The organism is Stenotrophomonas sp. MMGLT7, from assembly GCF_021168555.1.
GTDB lineage: Bacteria > Pseudomonadota > Gammaproteobacteria > Xanthomonadales > Xanthomonadaceae > MMGLT7.
Genome location: NZ_JAJOZS010000008.1, coordinates 84,763 through 104,508 on the forward strand (window position 1 = coordinate 84,763; position 19,746 = coordinate 104,508).

37 protein-coding genes and 1 pseudogene are annotated in these 19,746 nt (G+C 67.6%); 6 read left to right on the top strand and 32 right to left on the bottom strand.

Annotated features, from left to right (window positions below; genetic code table 11):
• Positions 1 to 97: 97 nt before the first annotated feature.
• Positions 98 to 643, bottom strand: coding sequence for a hypothetical protein (locus tag LRX76_RS11625; RefSeq protein ID WP_231805337.1), 546 nt, complete (start codon positions 641 to 643; stop codon positions 98 to 100).
• Positions 644 to 650: 7 nt separating this feature from the next.
• Positions 651 to 1,016: a hypothetical protein gene (locus LRX76_RS11630; RefSeq protein WP_231805544.1), complete on the bottom strand. Its 366-nt coding sequence runs from the start codon at positions 1,014 to 1,016 to the stop codon at positions 651 to 653.
• 301 nt (positions 1,017 to 1,317) lie between these two features.
• Here LRX76_RS11630 and LRX76_RS11635 point away from each other — a divergent pair, with 301 nt between their 5' ends.
• Positions 1,318 to 1,578: a hypothetical protein gene (locus LRX76_RS11635; RefSeq protein ID WP_231805546.1), complete on the top strand. Its 261-nt coding sequence runs from the start codon at positions 1,318 to 1,320 to the stop codon at positions 1,576 to 1,578.
• 72 nt (positions 1,579 to 1,650) lie between these two features.
• Here the strand turns inward: LRX76_RS11635 and LRX76_RS18820 are convergent.
• Positions 1,651 to 2,076, bottom strand: a pseudogene (locus LRX76_RS18820) (PAAR domain-containing protein); the annotation flags it as partial.
• Between the two features lie 94 nt (positions 2,077 to 2,170).
• Between LRX76_RS18820 and LRX76_RS11645 the strand changes: the two are divergent.
• Entirely contained in the window at positions 2,171 to 3,211 is a 1,041-nt protein-coding gene (locus LRX76_RS11645) for a purine nucleoside permease (RefSeq protein ID WP_269450848.1), read from the top strand.
• Positions 3,212 to 3,372: 161 nt separating this feature from the next.
• Positions 3,373 to 4,701 carry an allantoate amidohydrolase gene (locus LRX76_RS11650; RefSeq protein ID WP_269450849.1) on the top strand — a complete coding sequence of 443 codons (1,329 nt, stop codon included), beginning with the start codon at positions 3,373 to 3,375 and terminating at the stop codon, positions 4,699 to 4,701.
• A 299-nt stretch (positions 4,702 to 5,000) separates the two neighbouring features.
• Here the strand turns inward: LRX76_RS11650 and LRX76_RS11655 are convergent, their stop codons facing one another.
• The 27 genes from LRX76_RS11655 to LRX76_RS11780 all read right to left on the bottom strand — a co-directional run bounded on the left by LRX76_RS11655 (position 5,001) and on the right by LRX76_RS11780 (position 16,927).
• Positions 5,001 to 5,360: a Mor transcription activator family protein gene (locus LRX76_RS11655; RefSeq protein WP_231805341.1), complete on the bottom strand. Its 360-nt coding sequence runs from the start codon at positions 5,358 to 5,360 to the stop codon at positions 5,001 to 5,003.
• Positions 5,357 to 5,821 carry a regulatory protein GemA gene (locus tag LRX76_RS11660; protein ID WP_231805343.1) on the bottom strand — a complete coding sequence of 155 codons (465 nt, stop codon included), beginning with the start codon at positions 5,819 to 5,821 and terminating at the stop codon, positions 5,357 to 5,359. Before LRX76_RS11660 ends, LRX76_RS11655 begins: the two co-directional genes overlap by 4 nt.
• Complete coding sequence (locus LRX76_RS11665; protein ID WP_231805345.1) at positions 5,818 to 6,120, bottom strand: hypothetical protein; 303 nt, start codon at positions 6,118 to 6,120, stop codon at positions 5,818 to 5,820. The genes LRX76_RS11660 and LRX76_RS11665 overlap by 4 nt, the downstream gene beginning before the upstream one ends.
• A 3-nt stretch (positions 6,121 to 6,123) precedes the next feature.
• Positions 6,124 to 6,378, bottom strand: a complete 255-nt coding sequence (locus tag LRX76_RS11670; protein ID WP_231805347.1) for a hypothetical protein — start codon at positions 6,376 to 6,378, stop codon at positions 6,124 to 6,126.
• Positions 6,375 to 7,085, bottom strand: coding sequence for an HNH endonuclease signature motif containing protein (locus LRX76_RS11675; RefSeq protein ID WP_231805349.1), 711 nt, complete (start codon positions 7,083 to 7,085; stop codon positions 6,375 to 6,377). Before LRX76_RS11675 ends, LRX76_RS11670 begins: the two co-directional genes overlap by 4 nt.
• 2 nt (positions 7,086 to 7,087) lie before the next feature.
• Complete coding sequence (locus LRX76_RS11680; protein WP_231805351.1) at positions 7,088 to 7,996, bottom strand: recombination-associated protein RdgC; 909 nt, start codon at positions 7,994 to 7,996, stop codon at positions 7,088 to 7,090.
• Positions 7,983 to 8,240 carry a hypothetical protein gene (locus LRX76_RS11685; protein ID WP_231805353.1) on the bottom strand — a complete coding sequence of 86 codons (258 nt, stop codon included), beginning with the start codon at positions 8,238 to 8,240 and terminating at the stop codon, positions 7,983 to 7,985. The genes LRX76_RS11680 and LRX76_RS11685 overlap by 14 nt, the downstream gene beginning before the upstream one ends.
• Position 8,241: 1 nt before the next feature.
• Positions 8,242 to 8,451, bottom strand: coding sequence for a hypothetical protein (locus LRX76_RS11690; protein WP_231805355.1), 210 nt, complete (start codon positions 8,449 to 8,451; stop codon positions 8,242 to 8,244).
• Position 8,452: 1 nt separating this feature from the next.
• Positions 8,453 to 9,061 (bottom strand): DUF3164 family protein, encoded by a 609-nt coding sequence (locus LRX76_RS11695; protein WP_231805357.1) that lies wholly within the window; start codon positions 9,059 to 9,061, stop codon positions 8,453 to 8,455.
• The gene (locus LRX76_RS11700) at positions 9,058 to 9,315 is read right to left on the bottom strand and encodes a hypothetical protein (RefSeq protein WP_231805359.1); all 258 of its coding nucleotides are present in this window, start codon (positions 9,313 to 9,315) and stop codon (positions 9,058 to 9,060) included. Before LRX76_RS11700 ends, LRX76_RS11695 begins: the two co-directional genes overlap by 4 nt.
• The gene (locus tag LRX76_RS11705) at positions 9,312 to 9,803 is read right to left on the bottom strand and encodes a hypothetical protein (RefSeq protein ID WP_231805361.1); all 492 of its coding nucleotides are present in this window, start codon (positions 9,801 to 9,803) and stop codon (positions 9,312 to 9,314) included. Before LRX76_RS11705 ends, LRX76_RS11700 begins: the two co-directional genes overlap by 4 nt.
• Positions 9,800 to 10,027, bottom strand: coding sequence for a hypothetical protein (locus LRX76_RS11710; RefSeq protein ID WP_231805363.1), 228 nt, complete (start codon positions 10,025 to 10,027; stop codon positions 9,800 to 9,802). Before LRX76_RS11710 ends, LRX76_RS11705 begins: the two co-directional genes overlap by 4 nt.
• Positions 10,017 to 10,307, bottom strand: coding sequence for a hypothetical protein (locus tag LRX76_RS11715; protein ID WP_231805365.1), 291 nt, complete (start codon positions 10,305 to 10,307; stop codon positions 10,017 to 10,019). The genes LRX76_RS11710 and LRX76_RS11715 overlap by 11 nt, the downstream gene beginning before the upstream one ends.
• Positions 10,300 to 10,686, bottom strand: a complete 387-nt coding sequence (locus tag LRX76_RS11720; protein ID WP_231805367.1) for a hypothetical protein — start codon at positions 10,684 to 10,686, stop codon at positions 10,300 to 10,302. Before LRX76_RS11720 ends, LRX76_RS11715 begins: the two co-directional genes overlap by 8 nt.
• Position 10,687: 1 nt before the next feature.
• Positions 10,688 to 10,822, bottom strand: coding sequence for a hypothetical protein (locus LRX76_RS18770; protein ID WP_269450850.1), 135 nt, complete (start codon positions 10,820 to 10,822; stop codon positions 10,688 to 10,690).
• Between the two features lie 172 nt (positions 10,823 to 10,994).
• On the bottom strand, positions 10,995 to 11,186 hold the full coding sequence (locus LRX76_RS11725) for a hypothetical protein (RefSeq protein WP_231805368.1): 192 nt from the start codon (positions 11,184 to 11,186) through the stop codon (positions 10,995 to 10,997).
• A 1-nt stretch (position 11,187) separates the two neighbouring features.
• Positions 11,188 to 11,427, bottom strand: coding sequence for a hypothetical protein (locus LRX76_RS11730; RefSeq protein ID WP_231805370.1), 240 nt, complete (start codon positions 11,425 to 11,427; stop codon positions 11,188 to 11,190).
• Complete coding sequence (locus tag LRX76_RS11735) at positions 11,420 to 11,656, bottom strand: hypothetical protein (RefSeq protein ID WP_231805372.1); 237 nt, start codon at positions 11,654 to 11,656, stop codon at positions 11,420 to 11,422. Before LRX76_RS11735 ends, LRX76_RS11730 begins: the two co-directional genes overlap by 8 nt.
• Before the next feature lies 1 nt (position 11,657).
• Positions 11,658 to 12,827, bottom strand: coding sequence for an AAA family ATPase (locus LRX76_RS11740; protein WP_231805374.1), 1,170 nt, complete (start codon positions 12,825 to 12,827; stop codon positions 11,658 to 11,660).
• The gene (locus LRX76_RS11745; protein WP_231805376.1) at positions 12,824 to 12,988 is read right to left on the bottom strand and encodes a hypothetical protein; all 165 of its coding nucleotides are present in this window, start codon (positions 12,986 to 12,988) and stop codon (positions 12,824 to 12,826) included. Before LRX76_RS11745 ends, LRX76_RS11740 begins: the two co-directional genes overlap by 4 nt.
• Positions 12,985 to 13,140 carry a hypothetical protein gene (locus LRX76_RS11750; RefSeq protein WP_231805378.1) on the bottom strand — a complete coding sequence of 52 codons (156 nt, stop codon included), beginning with the start codon at positions 13,138 to 13,140 and terminating at the stop codon, positions 12,985 to 12,987. Before LRX76_RS11750 ends, LRX76_RS11745 begins: the two co-directional genes overlap by 4 nt.
• Positions 13,137 to 14,942 carry a hypothetical protein gene (locus LRX76_RS11755; RefSeq protein WP_231805380.1) on the bottom strand — a complete coding sequence of 602 codons (1,806 nt, stop codon included), beginning with the start codon at positions 14,940 to 14,942 and terminating at the stop codon, positions 13,137 to 13,139. Before LRX76_RS11755 ends, LRX76_RS11750 begins: the two co-directional genes overlap by 4 nt.
• 2 nt (positions 14,943 to 14,944) lie before the next feature.
• Positions 14,945 to 15,862: a hypothetical protein gene (locus tag LRX76_RS11760; protein ID WP_231805382.1), complete on the bottom strand. Its 918-nt coding sequence runs from the start codon at positions 15,860 to 15,862 to the stop codon at positions 14,945 to 14,947.
• Between the two features lie 15 nt (positions 15,863 to 15,877).
• Positions 15,878 to 16,183, bottom strand: a complete 306-nt coding sequence (locus LRX76_RS11765) for a helix-turn-helix domain-containing protein (RefSeq protein WP_231805384.1) — start codon at positions 16,181 to 16,183, stop codon at positions 15,878 to 15,880.
• Complete coding sequence (locus LRX76_RS11770) at positions 16,180 to 16,407, bottom strand: hypothetical protein (protein ID WP_231805386.1); 228 nt, start codon at positions 16,405 to 16,407, stop codon at positions 16,180 to 16,182. Before LRX76_RS11770 ends, LRX76_RS11765 begins: the two co-directional genes overlap by 4 nt.
• Complete coding sequence (locus tag LRX76_RS11775; RefSeq protein ID WP_231805388.1) at positions 16,404 to 16,721, bottom strand: aminopeptidase; 318 nt, start codon at positions 16,719 to 16,721, stop codon at positions 16,404 to 16,406. The genes LRX76_RS11770 and LRX76_RS11775 overlap by 4 nt, the downstream gene beginning before the upstream one ends.
• Entirely contained in the window at positions 16,718 to 16,927 is a 210-nt protein-coding gene (locus LRX76_RS11780) for a hypothetical protein (protein ID WP_231805390.1), read from the bottom strand. The genes LRX76_RS11775 and LRX76_RS11780 overlap by 4 nt, the downstream gene beginning before the upstream one ends.
• Positions 16,928 to 17,023: 96 nt before the next feature.
• Between LRX76_RS11780 and LRX76_RS11785 the strand changes: the two genes are divergently transcribed.
• The 3 genes from LRX76_RS11785 to LRX76_RS11795 are packed head-to-tail and all read left to right on the top strand — an operon-like array spanning position 17,024 to position 19,361.
• Positions 17,024 to 17,497, top strand: a complete 474-nt coding sequence (locus LRX76_RS11785; RefSeq protein WP_231805392.1) for a helix-turn-helix domain-containing protein — start codon at positions 17,024 to 17,026, stop codon at positions 17,495 to 17,497.
• A 16-nt stretch (positions 17,498 to 17,513) separates the two neighbouring features.
• The gene (locus LRX76_RS11790) at positions 17,514 to 18,041 is read left to right on the top strand and encodes a hypothetical protein (RefSeq protein WP_231805394.1); all 528 of its coding nucleotides are present in this window, start codon (positions 17,514 to 17,516) and stop codon (positions 18,039 to 18,041) included.
• 9 nt (positions 18,042 to 18,050) lie between these two features.
• A complete protein-coding gene (locus LRX76_RS11795; protein WP_231805396.1) occupies positions 18,051 to 19,361 on the top strand; it encodes a DUF4041 domain-containing protein in 1,311 nt (436 codons plus the stop codon).
• A gap of 40 nt (positions 19,362 to 19,401) precedes the next feature.
• Here the strand turns inward: LRX76_RS11795 and LRX76_RS11800 are convergent, their stop codons facing one another.
• Complete coding sequence (locus tag LRX76_RS11800) at positions 19,402 to 19,545, bottom strand: Gp49 family protein (RefSeq protein WP_231805398.1); 144 nt, start codon at positions 19,543 to 19,545, stop codon at positions 19,402 to 19,404.
• Positions 19,542 to 19,727, bottom strand: coding sequence for a hypothetical protein (locus LRX76_RS11805; protein WP_231805400.1), 186 nt, complete (start codon positions 19,725 to 19,727; stop codon positions 19,542 to 19,544). The genes LRX76_RS11800 and LRX76_RS11805 overlap by 4 nt, the downstream gene beginning before the upstream one ends.
• Positions 19,728 to 19,746: the final 19 nt, after the last annotated feature.

Genomic DNA, 19,746 nt, shown 5'->3' on the forward strand with positions numbered 1-19,746 from the left:
CGAAGAGCCTGTCCCGGACTTGATCCGAAAGGAGGATGGGGGCGCTTTCGCCCAGTCCTCCCCCGCAAACAGGAAAGCGCGTGGGATTACCCGCGCATCAGGGCTGTCGGAAGAACGGACGGCAGGCATCGCCGGCAGCGACCCCAGCGCGCGGCGCATGCCACAGGTCATGCACGCGGACACGCCCCTGTCGGTCGCGCGCCAGGCAGAACTGTCCCGCGTAACCGCTGTTCGTCGAACCGCCCTTGCCGCGCAGGAACGTGTTCATGGTCACCGTGTAGCGAACCCCCGGCTGCAGCGGCTGTGCCGCCGTGACGATCTCCTCGCCCGGCACCCGCTGGCCATACGCCAGGCATTCCTCCGCGCCAAGCGTGTACTCGCCGGGAGCCGGCGGCAGCGTCGATGCCCAGGCGACCCGTGCCGGTTCGGTCGATCCGGGGGATGGATCGCTGGCGACGTTGACGTAGGCGATCCGCGAGCGGTAGCGGCGGGTTTCGCGGTCGGGCTTCAGGGCGAAGCAGGGTTTCCCGTCCTTCTCGCTCACCACCAGTTCCGACATCGAGGATCGCGCATGAACATCGCCGGCCTGCAGCATGGCGGCGATGGTCAATGACAGCAGGAAGCAAACCGACAGGGCTCTCATGAAAACCTCATGGCAGGCTGATCTTGTTCGATGGATCCTTGAGAAACTCCTGCAGGACCTGGCGATACTGCGGGAGCGCATGCACCGTTGCATAGTTTTCCTGTCTCACCACGCCCGGGTTCTTCAGGTATTCCAGGGCGAAGTAGTCCGCCACGATGTCTCCCTGCGCCTCCATGTTGTAGTCGCCCAGGCGCTTCTCCGGCGCCAGGGTGTACGCATAGCTCAGCCCCACTCGCAGCGCGCCGCGCCACTTGACTGGATATCCGAGCTGGAATTGCCACACATGCACCATCTCGTGCATGAACCACGTCTGGTACATGGGCTGGGTGCGGTCGGCGTAGCTTTCGCGGAAGTGCTTCTTGTTGAAGTACATCTCCCCCTCTGGGGGTCATCGCAGTGTCGTTCGGCTGCATCCCGAACCAGAGATACTCGCCGTTGTGGATCCGCACCTTGTCGTAGTCCACTGCATCGCCGAAGACCAGGCGCGCCATGGCGATCTCATCGCCATTCAATCCGCGCGACTCTCCCTCCGGTGTGGCTACCTGACGTATCGAAGAGCCAATGCCGACAGCCGAGGTGGTGACGCCTTCCACCTCGAAAGAAATCGCATCGTTATCGCTACCAAGACGGGAATGGGCAGCACAGCAATCTAGCTCCCTGGCACGTAGCTCGGCATGGGCGATAGCGGTAGCCACCTCAGTCGTCACGCGTTGCGTCCGCCCTTGCGCATCGGTTGTGCCCTCGACCTCGGTTCCGTCGTCGAGCTTCAAAACGTAGCGCACCCCGGCCAGGGCCGCTCCCGATGGATTGACGAAACGGAGTTGCTCGTCGAAGCGGGCCACCATTGCTCCCAGTACGGAAGCGGCGGCGACGGCAGCGGAAACGGCTCGCCGGTCAGGGGAGCCACCTCCACCCGGATCGACGAACACATGTGATTGCCGACCCGCCAGCAGCTTGCAGCCACAGGCGAGCGCATCGCCATGGCGTGCGACCGGTTGGCCATCGACGATCATGGCCGGATCGCCAGAAACGATGGCAAAAACCCCCTTGTGCCGGGGACAAGTAGCCTGGTCGCCGACACGCGCGACCGGTTGGCCATCGATGTCGGTAAAGGCGGAGCCTGAGACTACTCGGCCACCGCTGTCCGTGGCGTCGCCAACGATGGCGATGACTCGGGACATGCAACACCTTCCATGGGAGTGCAGGGTGAAGCGAAGTATGCCACCAGGTCCCGGCAGGGGGATGCCTGACCGACATGAACGGAGCAGGACACGGGACGCTGCGTTGCCGCCCCCTCCAACCACGTTTCCCCACCGCATCCGCGCCCCCCCCGACACATCACCCGACCCATATATCGCGGATCCAGGGGCCAAGCTGCGCATGGAGCAAGCCACCGCCCCTAATGACGCCACGCACGATCTGCATCGGTGCATTCGATATCCACTTCACCATCACCACCTCTGCGCCGCCCCCTGTCCGCATGTCGCTACATTGGAATTCCCCACGTCCCCACCGATGAGTTCCCCGATGCCCCACAGCCGTGACGCATTCCGCGCCCTCGCCCTGCTGTTCTGTAGCCTCCTGCCTTTGCCCGCCTTCCCCGCTCCCCGCGCCACGCCGCTCGCGCCCCAGGTACTGGTCATCACCATGTTCGACAGCGAAGCCAGGCCTTGGCTGGAGCACGAGCCGCTGACGCGCGCGGTGCCGGTACCGGGCCTGGCGCCGCGCTACCCGGACGTGCACTGCACCGACGATGCGCATCTGTGCCTGCTCACCACCGACATGGGCTATGCCAATGCCGCCAGCGTCACCGCCGCCTTGGTGCATTCGCAGCGCTTCGACCTGCGCCGCAGCTACGTGCTGGTCGCCGGCATCGGCGGCGTCGATCCGGCCTTTGGCACGCTGGGCTCGGCGCACTGGGCGCGCTACGTGGTCGATGGCGGGCTGAGCTATGCGGTCGATCCGCGCCAGGCGCCGGCCGGCTGGCCGTCGGGCATCCTGGCGCTGGGCGCACCGCAGCCGGGCGAGAAGGGCGATTGGGACACCGGCACCGAGCTGTACCGGCTCGACGAGTCGCTGCTGCAGCGCGCCTATGCGCTGACCCGTGCCACGCCGCTGCTCGATGGCGACGAGGCGCGTGCCTATCGCATCCGCTACCCTGCGGCACCGGCCAACGCGCCGCCGCAGGTGAGCATCTGCGACACGCTGTCGTCCGATACCTACTGGCACGGCTCGACGCTGGCCGCGGCGATGGCGACGCAGGCCGCGGTGGCCAGCGGCGGCAAGGCGCAGGTATGCACCACGCAGATGGAGGACAACGCCACGCTGACCGCGCTCAGGCACGGTGCCGAGGCCGGCCGGGTCGATTTCCGCCGAGTCGCGGTGCTGCGCACCGGCTCCAACTTCGATCGCGAGGCGCCGGGCCAAGACGTGGCCGAATCGCTGCACGCCAAGTCCGGGGGTTTCGTGCCGGCCACCACCAACGCCTACCGGGTCGGCAAGGCACTGGCCGCGACCATCCTCGCCGACTGGCCGCGTTGGCGCGATGGCGTGCCCCCCACACCTTGAGCGTCCCAGAGCATTGCGTTGCGTTGCGTTTTTCGCAACATACATGTGCGAAAAAACACTTTGATGGCGACACGAGGCCATTCGTATAGTCGATCGCGACATTCACCCCACCCACGACGCAGCGGCGCTCCGGCGCCGGCCACGCAAGCGCGGGGTCACCGATGGAAGCACACGCCATTTCCGCACCGCCGCCGCACCGCCCTCCCGCCGTCCTGCAGGCCGGCCAGCGCGTCATCGACCGCTGCGACGCTCTCGGCACCGCACCGTACAGCGACAGCGGCGATGGCCTGTTCCGCGCCTGGCTCACCCCTGCACACCGCGCCGCCCAGCAGGCCATCGCCGGCTGGATGGAGGAGGCCGGCATGGCCGTGCGCATGGATGCGGCCAGCAACCTGGTCGGCCGCTACGAGGGTTCTCGGCCCGATGCGCCGGCGCTGCTGATCGGCAGCCACATCGACAGCGTGCGCGACGCCGGCCGCTACGACGGCCCGCTCGGGGTGATGCTGGGCATCGAGTGCGTGGCTGCGCTGCACCGCGCCACGCGGCGGCTGCCGTTCGCGATCGAGGTGATCGCCTTCGGCGACGAGGAAGGCTCGCGCTTCCCGGCCTCGATGTTCACCAGCCGCGCGCTCGCCGGAACGCTCGATGCGGCGACGCTGGACGGCGTGGTCGACGGCGACGGCATCCCGGTAGCCGCGGCCCTGGCGGCCTGGGGCCTGGACGCGGCGCTCATCGGCGCGGCCGCGCGCGACCCGGCGGCGGTGATCGGCTACCTGGAGGCGCATATCGAGCAGGGCCCGGTGCTGGAAGCCGAAGGCCTGCCGCTGGGCATCGTCACCGGCATCGCCGCGCAGCTGCGCTTCAACGTGAGCGTGGACGGCCGCGCCGGGCATGCCGGCACCTGCCCGATGCCGCTGCGCCACGACGCGCTCGCCGCCGCCGCCGCGTGCGTGCTGGCGGTCGAGGCCGCAGCGCGCGAGGCCGGCGGCGACCTGGTCGCCACGGTCGGTCGCATGCAGGTACTGCCGGGCGCGACCAACGTGATTCCCGGGCGGGTGGAATTCTCGCTGGACGTGCGCGCCGGCCGCGACGACCTGCGCGACGCCGGCGCCGGCGAGATCCTGCGCCGCTTCCGCCGCATCGCCGGCGAGCGCGGCGTGGAGATCGCCGCCGAGCCGGTGCAGGACCTGGGCGCCAGCCCCTGCGACCCGGCGCTGACGAAACTGCTGGAACAGGCGGTCGCCGCGCAGGGCATCGCGCCGCGCCGGCTGCTCTCCGGCGCCGGCCACGACGCGATGGTGATGACCGCGCTGTGCCCGACCGCCATGCTGTTCGTGCGCTGCGAAGGCGGAATCAGCCACAACCCGGCCGAACACGTCGAGGCCGAAGACGCCAGCGTGGCCGTGGCGGCGATGCTGGGATTCGTCGAGCGGCTGGGGACGACGATGACCGCCGGCACGGAGACGTCCATCGTGGGCGCGGGTGGGTGAAGCCGTGCCTCTACTGACCTTGCCGCGATCGCTGCCTTCCCTCTGCGGCCTCCCCAATGCGTTGCATGCGCAGGGCCGGGCTCTACCCCCCTCCCTTTCGCGCCGCCCCTACGCGCTGCGCGCGCAAGGGGGAGGAATTTTTGCCCCTCCCTTTCGCGCAGCGAAGGGGAGGGTTGGGGAGGGGTGCTTGTGCAGGGGTGAGATATATCAGGGGGGGAAGGCGAGATATCTAGCCGGAAGAACCCGGAAGAAGGCGGAATTGAGCGGACCGCCATGAAACGCTATTGCACGTGGTGCAATCAAGAGTCCTGGTCGAATAGACCTGGTTGATCCAGCCCGCTGGCGCGGACCTGGGCGCGGTTGATGAGGCGACGGACACCGCGCTCGGTCATCCCTGTCTCGCGTGCCAAGCTGGCGAACGTCGCGCCGCGGCGGTGGGCGAGCAGTATCTCATGCTCGCGCTTGGACGCCTTGTAGTGCGCATCCTTGGGATACGTGATGATCTGCCCGCCCCAGTGCTCGGCCAGGGCGTCGGCGACGGACGAGCCGACCAGCTCGGCCAGGTCCGCGGACACGGCATGCGTTCGGACCAACTGCTGCGAGATCAACTCCGCAACCTCGGTCAGCAGCTCGTGGCGGCGGGCCTCCATCGGCTTCATTGCGGGGCGGCCTCCCGCTTCGCGCGGCGGTTGGCGTCGATCTGCATCGCGGCGATCACCTTCGCGAGCTGGTCCTCGTTGCACCACTCCAGGCGGTTGACCTTGCAGATGCGCCGGGCGATCGAGTGCGCATAGGCCCACTCGCGGCCCGCATCTGCCAGCAGGGCCTCGATCTTTGTCAGCTGGGGCGAGAGGGCGCCGCGGGGCTTGCCGGCCCACTGGCGGGCTGCCTGGGCGGCCTTTGCGGGCATACCGCCCAGGCGGCGCAGCTCGTTGGCGATCGCGTCGAGCTGGCGCTGGTCGCACAGGGCGGCGCTGCGCACCGCGGTGCCATGCTCGCGGGAGACGCGCTCGACCAGGTCGCGGTATACGTCGTCGGCCAGGCCCAGCTTGTTGGAGGCCGCGTGGATGGCCGCCAGCACGCGCTTGCGGCCGTCCTGGGGCTTGCGAGAGCGGGTCATGGTGTGGTCTCGGGGAACATGTCCTGGGTACGGGAACACCGCGACGGCGGTACCGGCTCGCCCGCGGGGACATAGGCCGAGCACTGCAGAAGGCCGAACTGATCGAAGGTCCATTCCGCGGGATATTCCGGATCGTCAACGTCGTGCAGCATGGTCAGATCGGCAATCCGGCACCCGACTGGAGCCAGTCCGCCATCGTCGATCTCCTGCAGGTGTTCGCTGCGCTGGCAGTCACGGCACCAGGCGCAGATGAAGCCATCACCCTCGGTGCCGTTGCTCGGACGGTACTTCTCGGTCATTACTCAATCCCTCCCACGGCGCGGCGGCGGCAGCAACGGGCTTACGCCACGCTTCTCGACGGGGATGAAGTCGGTGGCCAGGCCGTTGGCATCGAGCGCGCGCATGGCGTCGATCTCGACCTTGGCGCTGTTGATGATGGTCTGGGCGACGGTGGAGACGGTCTTGGCCCGCTCAAGGTCCATCGGGTCGTCCTTGTCCTTCAGCGCCTCGATCACCTCGAACAGGTGATCGCGCAGATCCTCAATCTTGTTCTTCATGGTGCGGTCCTCGTCCTGGACATACGGTTGATGCGGCGGTTGAGCACGCCACGAAGCTGCATGACCTTCTTCAGCTCTTCGGGGTAGTTGTGGATGGTGTTTCGGCGCATGTTCTCGGCCAGCGAGACCAACTCCAGCTTGTCGGCGGTGATCGTCACCGCGTCGAACGTCTTCGTGCCGTCGCGGAAGCGGACGATGTGGCCCTCGGGCACGGGGCCATGCACGGCCTCCCACACCAGCACGTGGACAGGCTGCCACCGCTGCACCGGGAAGACCGTCGGATCGTCGGTGATCTTGCGCATGAGCACGCCACGCTTCGGGTCGATCTTCTCGGTGCCGATCGGGACGTAGTTATGCGCCTCCTCCGGCCGCCGGCCCTTTCGAAACTGCGTCTCGGCCATGCGGCCCGGCGCCCAGCCCGGACGGTGCAAGCCCTTGTTGGCAGGCACCAGGCCAGGCTTGAACCGCGCTGCGATCGAGTTCGGATGCTGGCTGCCCATCCACAGGTGGGCCATCGGGTTGCGCCAGTGATCCGGATGCTTCTCGACGCCCAGGCGCCTGGCGCGCTGGTACACCGAAGTTTCGCTGTGGCCGACAAGGTGCGCGATCAGGAACGCCGGCCACATCGGGAAGTTGATGCGGAGCGTCTCGTCCTCGTCCGCCGTCCACCGGCGACGAGGGGGCAGGATGCCGCGCGACTTCGCCACGGTCAGTCCTCCACCTTGGAGATCTTCAGCGCATCTTCCAGCACCAGGAACAGCCGCCGCACCTCGCCGCTCATCAGCGCGAAGCGCGCGTCCAGCTCGGCGCGCACGCCGTCCTGGTCGCTGTTCTCGAGCTGGTCGAGGGCGCCGTCGAGGAACTTGAGCTTGCGGATCACCAGGTCGTCGCCGAGTACGAAGGAGACGTGGCCATCCAGGTTCAAGGCCAGCTTGGTGACCTGCTTGCCAGCCTCCAGGTGCTTGTCGATCTCGTCGCTGCGCAGCTCGAGGTCGGTGACCTTGACGTTGCCGCCGCCTTCGCAGGGATCTTGCAGCTCGGCCTCCTCGCCCAGCGACAGGCCCTCGGGCAGCGGCTCGCCGGCGATCCAGCCGGTGAGGATCGAGCGCGGCGCGACCTCGGCGTTGAGCGGCAGCGCCGGGAAGCTGCCCAGCGCGCCGCGGATCTCGCTCATCACGTTCTCGCCGCTCTTGCGGCTGGAGGTGTCCACGGCCACGTAGCCGTGCTGCAGGTCGAGCATGGCATCGGTGCGCGAGGACTTGACGAAGGCGCGCGGCAGCAGCTCATGCACCAGGTCGTCCTTGAGCCGCTTGCGCGCCTTGCCGCCGGGCTTGCGGCCTTCCTTCTCCTCGATCTCGGCCAGCTTGCGCGCCAGCAGGTCGTTGACCACCGAGCCGGGCAGGATCTTGTCCTCCCCGCCCACGGTCAGCCACAGGAACTCGCCGATGCGGTGGCTGAGCACCTCCTGCTCGTCGCGGCCGAACGGGGAGATGAAGCCGCGCGAGGTCATCTCCAGCGGGCCGACCGGGCGTAGGCGCTCTTCGACGAGTCGGCCGTCGATGGCAGAGAAGTCGATGGCGGTGGGGAAGCGGAACAGGGTCAGGTTACGGAAGAACATGGTGGGTCTCCTTCGCATGCGCGGCTCCTTGAAGCAGCAGCCCGCGCGCTTCGGTGCTGGTGACGATCTTCATGAACAGCTCTCCGCAGTTGGGGCACTCCACCAGGCTGTCCCATTGATTGCCGGCGTCGGTCGGCGCCGACACGACCAGGTCGAACTGGCAGCACGGCGTCACCAGCGGCTGGCGGTGGCCCTTGTAGCGGGCCATGTAGTCCAGGTGGCGTTGAAGAAGGGTCTTGTCCATCTCACTGCTCCTCTGTGTCGTAGATCTCTTGAAGGGACATGTGCATCAGCTTGCGGACGATGGCTCGCGTTTCGGGATTGATCTCGTCGGCGTGCTTGAAGGTCTCAAGAAAGGCGACAGCAAACGCGGCGATGACGCGCGCGTCGGGCGCGGCATCCTCGTTGTTGAGGATGCGCATGGAGTCCTTCAGGTTGAGCTTGATCTCGCCCATCTCACACCCCCGCCACATCAAGCGAGATCGGCTGGTACTGGCCGCGCTCGTCGCGCTCGTAGAAGCGCACGTAGGTCTTGCTGCCGACCACCGTCACCGCATCGCTGATCGCCTCCATCGCCTCAAGCCAGCGCGGGTCGTCGAAGTCGAGCTTGCGCAGTTCCAGCACCGCTTCGGTGCGGATGTTGCCGGACTTGTCCAGGCGGAAGGCGTTGTTGATGATCGCGCGCGGCTCCATGCGCACGCCCTCGGTCCAGTCGCTCACGCACTCGTCGATCAGCGCCTTGGCCGCCTGCAGGCGCTCGTCGAAGGCGATGGTGTCCTGGATGGCGCGGATGATCTTGTAGCGGCCATCGAACGAGAACAGCGTGACGTTGCCCTTGTCGCCGCCGATGCGGGCGCCGTACTGCTCGGCGCTGAGCTGGACGAAGGCGGCGATGTCGTTGAACACGCCGCGCTTGAACTCGCGCAGCAGGTTGCGCAGCGCCAGGGCGCGGGTGATCTTCTCGATCACCAGCTCGTCGCGGGCGCGGTCGATCGGCTTGAGCTGGGATTCGGGTACCAGGTGGCCGTTGCGGTCTTCCAGGTAGCCCTTGGGGATTGCGTTCATGGGGTATTTCCTTGGTTGGGGTCGCGCCGGTTGCCGCCGGCGCGGACGTTGAGCACCGCGGGAACGTTTTCGATTTCGAGGGGGCTGGCCGCGGCGAGCCAGTCGGTGCGCCACAGCCGCGCAGATTCGAGGGAGATGCCGAACAGCCCGGAGATCATCTGCGGCGTGATGCCGGCGGTAGGCTGGTGCTGCGCCCACAGCGCGAAGCGCATGGCGCGCAGGCGATCGTTGCGAGGGCGACCGTTCGGCCTCATGGCCGCCAGTCCTCGCCGAACATGCGTGCGAACTGCGCGTCCAGGGAGTCGCGCAGGCGCGCCCCGACCATCGGCGGCAGCTCGCCCTCGCGCTCCTCCTGCGATTCGCAGACGGTGCCCAGGTCCGGCACCAGCGGGCCGAGGTCGAACGCCGGGCCGGCATAGGCCGTGGCCTGCGTCATGTCGCGCGTGCGCGGCTCGTTGAGCACGCGCTCGCGCGGTGCCGACCGCTGCGAAGCCGGCGCAGCCAGGTCGCCGGCCCAACCTGGCGCCAGCCGGTAGCGGTACGGCCGGCCCAGGCCCACGCGCTCGATCATGCCGACCAGGAACGCCTTGGAAACGATGCCGGCGACATAGGGCCGGTGGCGGTAGCCGAGCGCCATCACGCGGTCGATCAGCGTGGCCGAGTCGAGCAACGCGCCATCGGCAAGCACCTGCGCGATCGACGCCTGCGCGCTGCGGTTGAGATCCGCGACGGTGCTGCTCATGACCGCACCTCGCCGTCGCCGGCCTCGGCGCCGAAGCGTGTGACCACCACCGCCGGCGCCGGGTCCGGCTCGACCTGGGCGATGACGCGCACCACCGCGCGATGCTTGCGATCTGCGCGCGTGCGCAGTGCGGCCGCGCCCAATGCCTCCTCCTGGTCGGCGTAGCCTTCGCCGCCCACCCACTCCTGCGGCACCACCAGGAACCTGCCCAGGTCAGTGGACATGGGCCACCTCCCGCGGCGCGATCGCCACGCCGTCTTCGTGGGTGCTCCACTCGATCTGCAGGCCCTCGTACTCGGCGGCGAGCACGCGCTCGATGCCGCCGCGGCCGTTGGGCTGGCGCCGGCGCAGCACGCCCCGCACCAGCGGCGGCGGGCGGTCGATGATCAGCACCGCCCTGCGGCCGTTGCTGTAGTGCGCGATCACCTGGATGCCGGCCTGTTCCAGCTGCTGGGCAGCGGTGGCGGCGGTGAACAGCACTTCGGATTTCTTCGGGTCAGTCATTGCGGGAATCCTCGTCTTTGGTGGGCGGTTGCAGCCCGAGTTGTCCGTACAGGTCCGGCATCGCCACGCGCCGCATCGCGCCGACCTGCTCCAGCGAGGTCATTGCGCGGCCGAGCAGAAAGCTGCAGGTGCGGTCCAGCTCGCTGGCGTCGGCGGCGAAGTGGTAGCCGAAGGCCGGATGAGCGCAAATGGGGTGACCATCGCGGCGCAGCTTCTCGATGATCTGGCGCAGCCGGCGCTCGTCGGCGGCGTTGATGCGGTGGGTGATGACGTAGACCAGGTCGCGCGCGGTGATGCCGTTGGCGGCGCCGCGGCGGCCCTGCAGCTGCGCGAGCACCGTCTCCGGGGAAAGCTCTTGCGGCAGCAGGGCCAGCTGCATGTCAGTCGCCCTCCCTGTCGATGCCGGCGGCGACGGCCAGGTCGATCAGCTCGTCCCAACTGATCGTCCAGTCCGACCACGTGGTGCAGGAGGTGACCACCGGCTGGCGATCGTCGTCGAGCGACACCTCGTACATGCGCCCGCTCTTGCTGTGGCACACCCTGCCGATATAAACGGCGATGCGCGGTGGGCCGTTCGGCCGGAGAGTGCCAACGGTTCCGAGATGCGGCCGATGCTTCGGCCGTGCCGTGTGCTCGCGGCGGTTGCGCGCGATGCCCTTGCAGCGCTTGAGCGAAGGAGCTGCCATGTCAGCGGTCCTCCTCGACATGCACAGTGGCAACAGCGCGGCGCACGTCGAGCGCGTCACCGGCAAACTTGCCCAGGCGCGTGCCATAGCCCCAGTTTCCGGGTGCGCCCAGGTAGCCGGTAAGCGCGTCCAGCAGGCCGAGCAGGCGGGCCTGCTCGATAGCGGTGAGCGGCGAGGTGCAGAGCTTGTCCATGTCAGTCCTCCAGGTCGTCGTCGCGCAGCTCATCGATGAGCGCGCGCAGCTGTTGGTAGTCGAGCGAGCCGAGCAGCGCATCCATCGCCTGCCCGTCGCGCCAGGCGATGCCGGCACGCTTGAACAAGTCGCGGTGCATCACGGTCACCTCGCGGTGCGGCAGCTCGGCCTGGCGCATCAGGCCGTGGGCGAAGCCGCGCAGGTACTGCAGACCCTCGGGCGTGGCGGTGCGGTCAGCCATGCTGGACCCCCTCGCGGGCCAGGACGGCGGGAGGTACATGCGCGATCAGGCGCTCCCAATTCGCACGCGGCACGATCACGACCTGCAGCGTGTCCAGTTCCGGCACGGGCTCGTTCTGGACCTTGAACGGAACCAGCACTGCCTGCGTTACCATCGGCCAGCTGCCACTGCGCTCCGGCTTGAGCACCATGCCCTCGATGGCAGGCCAACCCTCGGTGAAGATCGGCATCTCACACCCCCCGCACGACATCGGCGCTGACCGCCGGCACGCCCAGGTCGGCGGCGCGGTTCATCGCCGCGGTGAGCGCGTTCTGCACCGCGAGCGGGTACAGCAGCGTGCCGCCGGCGCGCGTGGGCGTGAGCTTGGTGCGCAGCGCGTCCACGGCATCGCGGGACAGCACCTTGTCCAGCGGCACGCCGGCGCGCTTGAAGCGGTGTGCCAGGTAGCCTTCCAGGTCGGCGTTGAGCGCCGGCAGGTTGACGATCTCGATGCGCTGCACCACCTCGCGCACTTCAGGGTTGTGCTCGGAGAGCTTGACCTGCAGCTCGGGCTGGCCGATCAGGATCACCGACAGCAGCGGGCGCAGGCCGTCCTTCAACTCGCGGAAGCGCTTGAGGTGCTTGAGCGTGGGCAGCGGCAGGCTGTGCGCCTCCTCGATCACCAGCACGTGCGCGTGACCGGCGCGAGCGCTGTCGCGCAGCGCCTCGTGCAGCTGCCGGAAGCGCGCCTCCGGGCTGCTCTTGGTCTTCGCCAGTGGTGCGACGGTGGCCATGATGGCTTCGGCGATGTGCTGGCTGCGCAGGCTCTTGCCGACGGAGTCGGTGCCCTCGCTGGCAAGCACGTAGGGCTCGACCACGATGACCGCCTGCTCTTCGCGGTGGATGCGGTCCACCAGTTCCTCGCGCAGCGTGGACTTGCCGGCGCCGCTCTCGCCGATCACGGCCAGGAAGCCGCCGTGGCGCGCGACCTGGTACATGCTCTCGCGCACGTAGCGGATGTCCGGCGACAGGAAGACTTCCTCGGCCGAGGTCGGCTCGGCGAAGGGGTCGGCCGTCAGGCCGAAGTGGCGCCGCGCCTGCGGCGTCAGGGATTGCTTGCGTAGTAGCATCTGCAGTTCCTCGTCTGAGATATCGTTGATAGCGGGGTCTTGCGGGGAATCCGGGGCCGCCGCGTTGGCGCGCGGCGGCTCCTCTTTCCGGGTCCACGTGGTGTGGTCGGCGTGGTGGTCGCGCAGGTAGCGCGTGATGGCGATTTCCAGCTCCAGCCGGTCGGAGCCGGTGGGCAGCACGTTGTGGTTGATCAGGCCGTTGAGCGCAGGCCGGCTCAGGCCGACAGCCGCGGCCAGGGCGCCTTGCTTGATGCCGGCGCTCGCAAGGATGGATTTCAGGCGCAGGGTCATGCGCGCACCAGCCTGGTGTTGAACGGCACCACCTGCTCGGCCTTGGCCTTTTCCGCCTCGCCCGGCATGCCCTGCCAGGTGCGATACGGGTGGACCTGGGGGCGCTTGGCACGGTCCATCGCGGCGCGCTGCTCGGGTGTGGGTTCGTAGCGCTTCGTCATTTGCCCGCCCTCTGTAGGGCCACCTTCGCGGCGGCATATGTCCGGAACCCCGCGTTGCGCGCCGCGATCTCCAGCGCCTGGCAGTAGCCATACCCGTCGCGCGCCTGGATCTTCTTAGCCGCGCGCTTGATGTCTTCGAGGGAAGTGCTCATGCCGCACCCCCGCCAATCACGCGCAGGCCGCCACGCTCCGGCGTAGCCAGCACCGCCGCCCACGCTTCCACCTGGTCCACCGGCATGCCCTCCGGCCAGTGCTGCGCCGTGCGCGCGTACATGGCCGCCGTCCAGGCCGCGCCCGCACGCTCCACCAGCGGCTTGAGCCGCATCGCCGCCTCGACGTGGTTGAGCGGCGGGATCTCCGCGCGCACCGGCGCCGGCTCGATGCGCTGGGCGGCCACCACCTCCGGCGCTTCCACGCGCGAGGCGGTGCCGGCACGCGGCAGGCTGGGTGCGATATCGGCTTCGCGCAGGTGCTTCATCGGGTCCAGGTCGCCGCCGAACGCCAGGCGCTTGGCCTTGCGCGCCGCCGCGGCATCGGCGTCGGTCTGCACTGCCATCGACAGCCGCTCCAGCTCCTTTCGCGCCGCGTCGGCCGGCGTCTCCGGCATGGCCTTGTACTCGCTGCCCACCTGGGCGGCGCCGGCGAGGAAACCCCACTCGTCGGCGCCCACGCGCGGGGCGATGTAATGCACCGGCGCGCTGTCCTGCTCGCCCGGCATCAGCACGCGTACGCTGCCGTCCGGGTCCAGGGCGTTGGCAACCACGGCCACGCGCTGGCCGTTGACCAGGCCGGGCACGCCGCGCACGTCGTACACCTTGCCGCGGAAGCGCACCATGCAGTCGCGCACCGTGCAGGGCTTGGGCGCGCTGGTAGCCAGCTGCCGCAGCACGTCCACCGCCGGCGCCAGCACCAGCTGCGCCGGGGTGATGCGCAGCCAACCGTCGCGGCGCGTCACGCCGGTGCGCGTATGGATGCGGGTGGCGTTGTAGGCGCGCGCCCACTGCTGCGCCAGGGTGTTGATCTCCTCCAGGCTGGTCACCGGCGCGCGCGTCTTCAGCGCGGCCTCGAAGTGGGTCTCGATCAGGTAGTTGGCGTTCTCCACCTGGCCCTTGGCGCGAGCGTTGCCCACCTCGTTGACGATCAGCTCGATGCCGCAGGCGGCCACGAAGTTGCGCGTGGTGCCGGCGGTGACCGCGCTGCCGGGGTCCATCATCAGCAGCTTGGGGATGCCGTGCATGGTGCCGTCCGGCCGCTGCGTCATCGCGTGGATCAGCGCCGAGAGCAGGTTGGCGCTGCTCTCGGCGCTCAGCACATAGAACAGCTCGATGCAGCCGCTGGCGTGGTCGGTGATGGCGTAGCGCCACAGGCGCCGTTCGGCGATCTTGGTGAAGTTGCCCGGCTTGCCGCGGTAGAACTCGCGCTTGTCCATCACGTGCGCGCCATCGTCGGCAAGGTAGAACTGCCGGCTCACCGACGCATCGATCTGCCACAGATGGTTGGGATGCGGGCTTGACAGCCGCGCCGCCGGCGACGGCGCGGCCAGCTGGTCGCGGTGGAAGCCGTAGTGGCGGATGGACCGGCAGATCGCCGAAGTGCTGAGCGGGCGCCACTCGCCGGTGGACTTGTCCACGCGGCATGCCTCGATCCGGTTGTTGGCGCGCAGGATGTCCACAGCATCCTCCACCGGCAGCGTGCCGGTGCCGGTGAGCCGGCGCGTCTCCTCCACCAGCGCGGCGATCGTTGCGGCCTCCTCGCGGCTGAGCGAGAGATCGCCGGCATCCGAGCGCCGCTTGCGCGGCTTGAGCGTGGCCATCACCGCGCCGAGGCGGCGGTAGGCCGTCTGGACCGAGCATCCCATCTGCTCGGCCAGCTGCGCGGCAATGCGCCCCTTGCTGCCGTGCGGCGCGGCCAGCAGTTCGCTGGCGGCCGCGTTGATGAGCGTTTCGGCCGACATGCTCAGCCCTCCGCGCCGTCGTTGACGAGGGGGATAGAGATCGGCAGCTCCTCGTCGTCGCGGACCATGCGCACCGCGGTGAGCAGGCGGCCGATGACATCGCTCAGGTAGATGGCGGCATCGTTGTCCTGGTCGTTGTCGGAGGCGTGTGCGGCCAATGCGCGGAAGGCTGCGCGCAGGCCGGTCTTGTCGCTGCCGAGGACCAAGAGAACCGCCTGCTCGGCTTCGGTCACGGACTGCTTGAGGATGATGAGCTGCTGATCCGGGTCGGCCGCCTTCCAACGCCGATTGGCCTTGGAGACCTTCTCATGTTCCTTGTTGAGATCGTCGCTCAACTTGCTGATGCGCTGGTCTTTTGCATCCACGTCTGCGCGCAGTTCGCGGATCTGTTCGCGCAGCTCACGCACCGACATGGTGACGATGTCGTCCAGGGCGAGATCGCCCGTTTCACCGACTTCAGCCAGTTCCGCGAACTGATCTTCCGGCAGCGAGAGCAGCTCGATCAACTTGCTCTCGTTGTTCACGGCGGCGACCAAATGCGTCGACGTCGACGCATTTGGAAGCATGGCAACGCGTCGCGCCGCCTCCATCATGCGTTGCGCTTGGCGCGGTTCCATGCCCAGCCGCTGCAGCATGCCGCTCCACTCTCCGCGCAGCGCGCATTCGCGCGCCACCAACAAGTAGCGGCCAGCGCGCAGAAATGCCTCGCAGCCACGATGCAGCTCGCTGCGGATCGCAGCCTCGTAGTGTTCGGGCTGCCAGGGCAAGCCATCGCCGAACTTCTCCACCAATTCCAGCTGGTGCGTGCGCAGCGCCTCGATCTGCTGCGCCTCGTCGGCCGGCGTCTTGCCGATGTACTCCGGGCCTGCCTGTTCTGCCGGTGCCAGTGTCTTGCGCCCGGCGGTCTTGTTCGATGCCATTGCTTCGGTTCCTCGTCAGTTGGGGTTGCGGGAGTAGCGCTGATCCGTCTCGTCCAGACGCTGGCGCACGCGCGCCATTTCCTGTTCGTGGGCGCGGGCCAGCTGGATCAGTCGGGGGGAAAGCCGCCAGTACTCGTCGCGGCCGGGGATGCGCTCGGCGATGCCCTCGTCGGCCAGCACTTCCAGGTCGCGCAGTACGGTGGAGGGGCTGGCCTGCACGGCATCGGCCAGTTGCTTGAGCCGCAGGCCCTCGAAGGTGTGGCCCTGCAGGGCGAACAGCAGGCGCAGGGTGCGGCGGGTGGGCTGGTTGGAAGCGCTCATGCCTCACGCCCCTGCAGCATCGCCCGGCGGCGGAACACGCCCATGTCGTGCAGGCGCTGGGCGTAGATCCGGGCGGCGGTGGAGTCGGCGCCGTCGCGCTCGGTCGCGCGGCACAGGTCGTACCAGGCGTCGATGATCCGGCGCTCGCACTCGGCCATGCCGGGACGGAAGCGGCGGTGGTAGATGCCGCGTACGCGGGAGAAGCAGTCGAAGGCGGCGCTCATCGGGCGGCCCCGCTCAGCCAGTCCGCCGGGTCGATGCCCTGCTCATTGAGCCAGTCGAGCCGGGCATGCATGGCGGCGTTGTGGGCCTCGGCCTCGCGGTCGGCCTTGCGGCGTTGGCGCGCGGCAATCCGGTCCAGGCGGTTGGACTCGCGCAGGCAGGCGGTGCAGATGAAGTCCCACTCGGCCCGCTCGCGCGTGCCGGCGGCGAAGCCATCGCGCATGCGGCGGGCGGTATGCAGCGCGCCCCAGGCGGTGTACTGGCGGGAAAGGCGGGCCGACCAGTTGGTCGGCAGGGGGCTGTTGAGCGGGGTCATACAGCGTCCCTCACGCCGGCGGCCCTGACGATCTTGGTCCGCATGGCCTGGCCGCGGGGGCCGTTCCATGTGCCGATCAGAGCGTTGCGCACGTTGCTGACGTGGGTGTCGTTGTCCTTGGCCCAGCGCGTCATCGTGGTGCCTTGGCGGACGAACCCGGCCTTCACCGCCAGCAGCAGATCCAACCCAGGTTGGGGGGCTTTCATTTGCCTGTATCCTCTTGTTCCGGTTGTGTTGAGCGGCTGTTTCCACCGACGGAACAATCTAATCAACTTTTATTGACTGAGTCAACAGGTTTCTTCGTGCGCGATTTCAACCAACAGCTGCTGCGGCTGAAGCAGGCTCTCCGGGTTACGGAAGACCAGGACGTGGCAGAGATCCTTGGCATGACCAAGGCCGCTTTTTCTGCGCGCAAGGGCCGCAAAGCGTTCCCGGAGGACAAGGTGAAGGCCTTGGCCGCCGACAGGCCTGAGCTGAGGCTCGACGTGAAATACGTGTTGACCGGGCAAAGCGACGAGCTGGAGCGCCGCCTTGCAGCCATCAGCAAGGCGACCAGGGTCGCGGGCAATGTGAAGGAGGCGGATGCCCGCTACGAGGTCCAGCAAGCGGTATTCGAGACGCTCGTGGCCGAGCTGTCGCCGGAGGAGCGGATGCTGCTGCAGAATTTCAGGAATGCAGATGCGCAGGGGCGTACGGCGATACTGGCAACCGCCGCCGCGATAGGCGCGGCCGCTGTCGCTCCAGGCGATGCGAAGAAAGGTCACCGGAAGAGCTGATATTCAGGGGGAATGTATGCGTGTATGGATCACTGCTGCTGTGCTTGCGGCGGCGCTATGCGGTTGCACTGCCGAGCCCGAGCAACAGCCGGAAGCTGAGGGATGGATCGTCGGGGAGCGGATCGACACTGCTGGCCTGGATGACGCGCAGCGCACGGTTCTGGACGCGCTGATGGCCGCGTGCCCTGGGCTGGAGAAGTACCGCGACGACTGGACGCTGGTCAGCGTGGATGTGGAGGATGCGCCGAAAGCCAGCCTGTTGAAGTTCGTCATGGACGATCGCCTGGAACACGTGCCCGGCGAGTACTACGCCATCGGCCAGCGCTGTTTCGCCGAGGTCGGCGGCGAGCGACCCGATCGTGTTGCCGTGTGGAAGCGGCCGTGCGTGAAGGTCTGCCGCGACGTCAATGAAGATGTGCCGACTTCCACGCTGATCGAGATCCAAGGCGGCAACGATGCTGCGCTTGGCTCGATTGACGGCCGCACAGTCCGCACCGCTGGGCCGCGTGGGCCAGCGAATGAAGACCTCGCGACATTGCTCTAGGGGAGTGAAATGAGTAGTGACCATATCCCATTTTTCGGCGCACGGAAGTACGCACGCGAGCTGCTCAGCACAGTCAAGAAGTTAGAAGACGAGCAGCAGCGGCTCAAAGAGCAGATGACCAAGCTCGGCATGCTCTCGGTTCTGGAGTTGGAAGCCCAGCGATCTCAACTGCAGCATGAGTTGGTGCAGTTGACCGCCGCCTGCGCGAAGGAGCGGGGAGATGCTGATGCTGCCGTCGCTACCGCACGCGCGCAGCTGGTAGAAGTAAAGAAAACGATCGTAGAGACCGAAGAGCTTGCCCTGCTCCAAGAGGCCGGCATCTACCGTTACCGGCATCCGCTGACGGATGCGGTGGCATATCAGGCCGAGTTGGCAAACATTGAAGAGCACATCAAGTCGATGGCGCGGAAGGACGGCGGCGCGGTCCTCGCCGCCACCTCTTGGACGGTCAACGGTTCCGAGGCTCAGGGCCGGAAGATGGTCAATGACTTCTCCAAGCTGATGCTGCGCGCCTTCAACGCGGAGGCCGACAACCTGGTCAGGGGGCTGAAGCCCCACCGGCTGGATGCTGCGGTGGAGCGCTTGAGTAAGGTGGCTGAAACCATCGCGCGCCTGGGGAAGACCATGCACATCCGTATATCGGACCGCTACCTGCGCCTGCGTGTACAGGAGCTGGAGCTGACCGCGGACTTTGTCCACAAGGTCGCCGCGGAAAAAGAGGCCGAGCGGGCCGAGCGTGAGCGCCTCCGCGAAGAGCGAAAGGCGCAGCAGGAAATGGAACGTGAGCGCGCGCGGCTGGAGAAGGAGCGTCAGCACTATGCGAACGCGCTGGAAGCGCTTGTCAGGAAGGGCGACGAAGAAGGCGCTGCGCGGCTTCGCGAGCAGTTGGTGGATGTTCAGCGCGCAATCGAAGACGTGGACTACCGCGCCGCCAACATCCGTGCCGGCTACGTGTACGTCATCTCCAACCTCGGCTCCTTCGGCGAGGAGATGGTCAAGATCGGGATGACACGCCGACTCGACCCTTTGGATCGAATCCGTGAATTGAGCGATGCCTCAGTTCCGTTCAATTTCGACGTGCATGCGTTGTTCTTCTCTAAGGACGCGGTAGGCATCGAAACCACGATGCATCAGCGGCTGGCAGCCCGGCGAGTCAATCAGGTGAACTTCCGCCGCGAGTTCTTTCGCGCCACTCCGCTGGAGGCAAAGGCGCATCTTGCTGAGCTGGCGGGCGAATTGCTCCAGTTCCAAGACATTCCGGAGGCGCTGGAATACCGGGAAAGCCTATCGCGCTTGACTGCGGTACAAGTCAGCAACTGAACAAGGGCCGCCCTCAAGCGGCCCTTTCGTTTCGACCAGGTCAGAACGTCCCCGGCTGCGCATGCAGCCAATCACGCAGGCGGAAGCCAAGAAGCTCCCAAGCCTGGCGAACGGCATCCTCGCGGGCGTACTTCCGTCCCAGTTCGGCACTGTGGTTGGCCGAACTGATGCTGCCGTGGTTCACGCCGACCACCCGTGCATGGTTGTCCAGGACCAGCACGTCCAGTCGGCAGGCTTGGTGCCCATTTCAGATTCGCCAAGCACGCCATCGGCGGCGGTGAAGTAGAACTCGCTGCGGATCGCGCGCTCGATGTCGTCGGACGTGAGGCGAGGAGAAGCCACGCCCGTGCTCTGTTGAGATTCCATCGCGGTACTCCTGTCTTGG

Excerpts from the sequence above, each read along its gene's own strand:
- LRX76_RS11625 (WP_231805337.1), bottom strand. The coding sequence starts at position 643 with ATGAGAGCCCTGTCGGTTTGCTTCCTGCTGTCATTGACCATCGCCGCC.
- LRX76_RS11630 (WP_231805544.1), bottom strand. The coding sequence starts at position 1,016 with ATGTACTTCAACAAGAAGCACTTCCGCGAAAGCTACGCCGACCGCACC.
- LRX76_RS11635 (WP_231805546.1), top strand. The coding sequence starts at position 1,318 with ATGGGCGATAGCGGTAGCCACCTCAGTCGTCACGCGTTGCGTCCGCCC.
- LRX76_RS11645 (WP_269450848.1), top strand. The coding sequence starts at position 2,171 with ATGCCCCACAGCCGTGACGCATTCCGCGCCCTCGCCCTGCTGTTCTGT.
- LRX76_RS11650 (WP_269450849.1), top strand. The coding sequence starts at position 3,373 with ATGGAAGCACACGCCATTTCCGCACCGCCGCCGCACCGCCCTCCCGCC.
- LRX76_RS11655 (WP_231805341.1), bottom strand. The coding sequence starts at position 5,360 with ATGAAGCCGATGGAGGCCCGCCGCCACGAGCTGCTGACCGAGGTTGCG.
- LRX76_RS11660 (WP_231805343.1), bottom strand. The coding sequence starts at position 5,821 with ATGACCCGCTCTCGCAAGCCCCAGGACGGCCGCAAGCGCGTGCTGGCG.
- LRX76_RS11665 (WP_231805345.1), bottom strand. The coding sequence starts at position 6,120 with ATGACCGAGAAGTACCGTCCGAGCAACGGCACCGAGGGTGATGGCTTC.
- LRX76_RS11670 (WP_231805347.1), bottom strand. The coding sequence starts at position 6,378 with ATGAAGAACAAGATTGAGGATCTGCGCGATCACCTGTTCGAGGTGATC.
- LRX76_RS11680 (WP_231805351.1), bottom strand. The coding sequence starts at position 7,996 with ATGTTCTTCCGTAACCTGACCCTGTTCCGCTTCCCCACCGCCATCGAC.
- LRX76_RS11685 (WP_231805353.1), bottom strand. The coding sequence starts at position 8,240 with ATGGACAAGACCCTTCTTCAACGCCACCTGGACTACATGGCCCGCTAC.
- LRX76_RS11690 (WP_231805355.1), bottom strand. The coding sequence starts at position 8,451 with ATGGGCGAGATCAAGCTCAACCTGAAGGACTCCATGCGCATCCTCAAC.
- LRX76_RS11695 (WP_231805357.1), bottom strand. The coding sequence starts at position 9,061 with ATGAACGCAATCCCCAAGGGCTACCTGGAAGACCGCAACGGCCACCTG.
- LRX76_RS11700 (WP_231805359.1), bottom strand. The coding sequence starts at position 9,315 with ATGAGGCCGAACGGTCGCCCTCGCAACGATCGCCTGCGCGCCATGCGC.
- LRX76_RS11705 (WP_231805361.1), bottom strand. The coding sequence starts at position 9,803 with ATGAGCAGCACCGTCGCGGATCTCAACCGCAGCGCGCAGGCGTCGATC.
- LRX76_RS11710 (WP_231805363.1), bottom strand. The coding sequence starts at position 10,027 with ATGTCCACTGACCTGGGCAGGTTCCTGGTGGTGCCGCAGGAGTGGGTG.
- LRX76_RS11715 (WP_231805365.1), bottom strand. The coding sequence starts at position 10,307 with ATGACTGACCCGAAGAAATCCGAAGTGCTGTTCACCGCCGCCACCGCT.
- LRX76_RS11720 (WP_231805367.1), bottom strand. The coding sequence starts at position 10,686 with ATGCAGCTGGCCCTGCTGCCGCAAGAGCTTTCCCCGGAGACGGTGCTC.
- LRX76_RS18770 (WP_269450850.1), bottom strand. The coding sequence starts at position 10,822 with ATGTACGAGGTGTCGCTCGACGACGATCGCCAGCCGGTGGTCACCTCC.
- LRX76_RS11725 (WP_231805368.1), bottom strand. The coding sequence starts at position 11,186 with ATGGACAAGCTCTGCACCTCGCCGCTCACCGCTATCGAGCAGGCCCGC.
- LRX76_RS11730 (WP_231805370.1), bottom strand. The coding sequence starts at position 11,427 with ATGGCTGACCGCACCGCCACGCCCGAGGGTCTGCAGTACCTGCGCGGC.
- LRX76_RS11735 (WP_231805372.1), bottom strand. The coding sequence starts at position 11,656 with ATGCCGATCTTCACCGAGGGTTGGCCTGCCATCGAGGGCATGGTGCTC.
- LRX76_RS11740 (WP_231805374.1), bottom strand. The coding sequence starts at position 12,827 with ATGACCCTGCGCCTGAAATCCATCCTTGCGAGCGCCGGCATCAAGCAA.
- LRX76_RS11745 (WP_231805376.1), bottom strand. The coding sequence starts at position 12,988 with ATGACGAAGCGCTACGAACCCACACCCGAGCAGCGCGCCGCGATGGAC.
- LRX76_RS11750 (WP_231805378.1), bottom strand. The coding sequence starts at position 13,140 with ATGAGCACTTCCCTCGAAGACATCAAGCGCGCGGCTAAGAAGATCCAG.
- LRX76_RS11755 (WP_231805380.1), bottom strand. The coding sequence starts at position 14,942 with ATGTCGGCCGAAACGCTCATCAACGCGGCCGCCAGCGAACTGCTGGCC.
- LRX76_RS11760 (WP_231805382.1), bottom strand. The coding sequence starts at position 15,862 with ATGGCATCGAACAAGACCGCCGGGCGCAAGACACTGGCACCGGCAGAA.
- LRX76_RS11765 (WP_231805384.1), bottom strand. The coding sequence starts at position 16,183 with ATGAGCGCTTCCAACCAGCCCACCCGCCGCACCCTGCGCCTGCTGTTC.
- LRX76_RS11770 (WP_231805386.1), bottom strand. The coding sequence starts at position 16,407 with ATGAGCGCCGCCTTCGACTGCTTCTCCCGCGTACGCGGCATCTACCAC.
- LRX76_RS11775 (WP_231805388.1), bottom strand. The coding sequence starts at position 16,721 with ATGACCCCGCTCAACAGCCCCCTGCCGACCAACTGGTCGGCCCGCCTT.
- LRX76_RS11780 (WP_231805390.1), bottom strand. The coding sequence starts at position 16,927 with ATGAAAGCCCCCCAACCTGGGTTGGATCTGCTGCTGGCGGTGAAGGCC.
- LRX76_RS11790 (WP_231805394.1), top strand. The coding sequence starts at position 17,514 with ATGCGTGTATGGATCACTGCTGCTGTGCTTGCGGCGGCGCTATGCGGT.
- LRX76_RS11795 (WP_231805396.1), top strand. The coding sequence starts at position 18,051 with ATGAGTAGTGACCATATCCCATTTTTCGGCGCACGGAAGTACGCACGC.
- LRX76_RS11805 (WP_231805400.1), bottom strand. The coding sequence starts at position 19,727 with ATGGAATCTCAACAGAGCACGGGCGTGGCTTCTCCTCGCCTCACGTCC.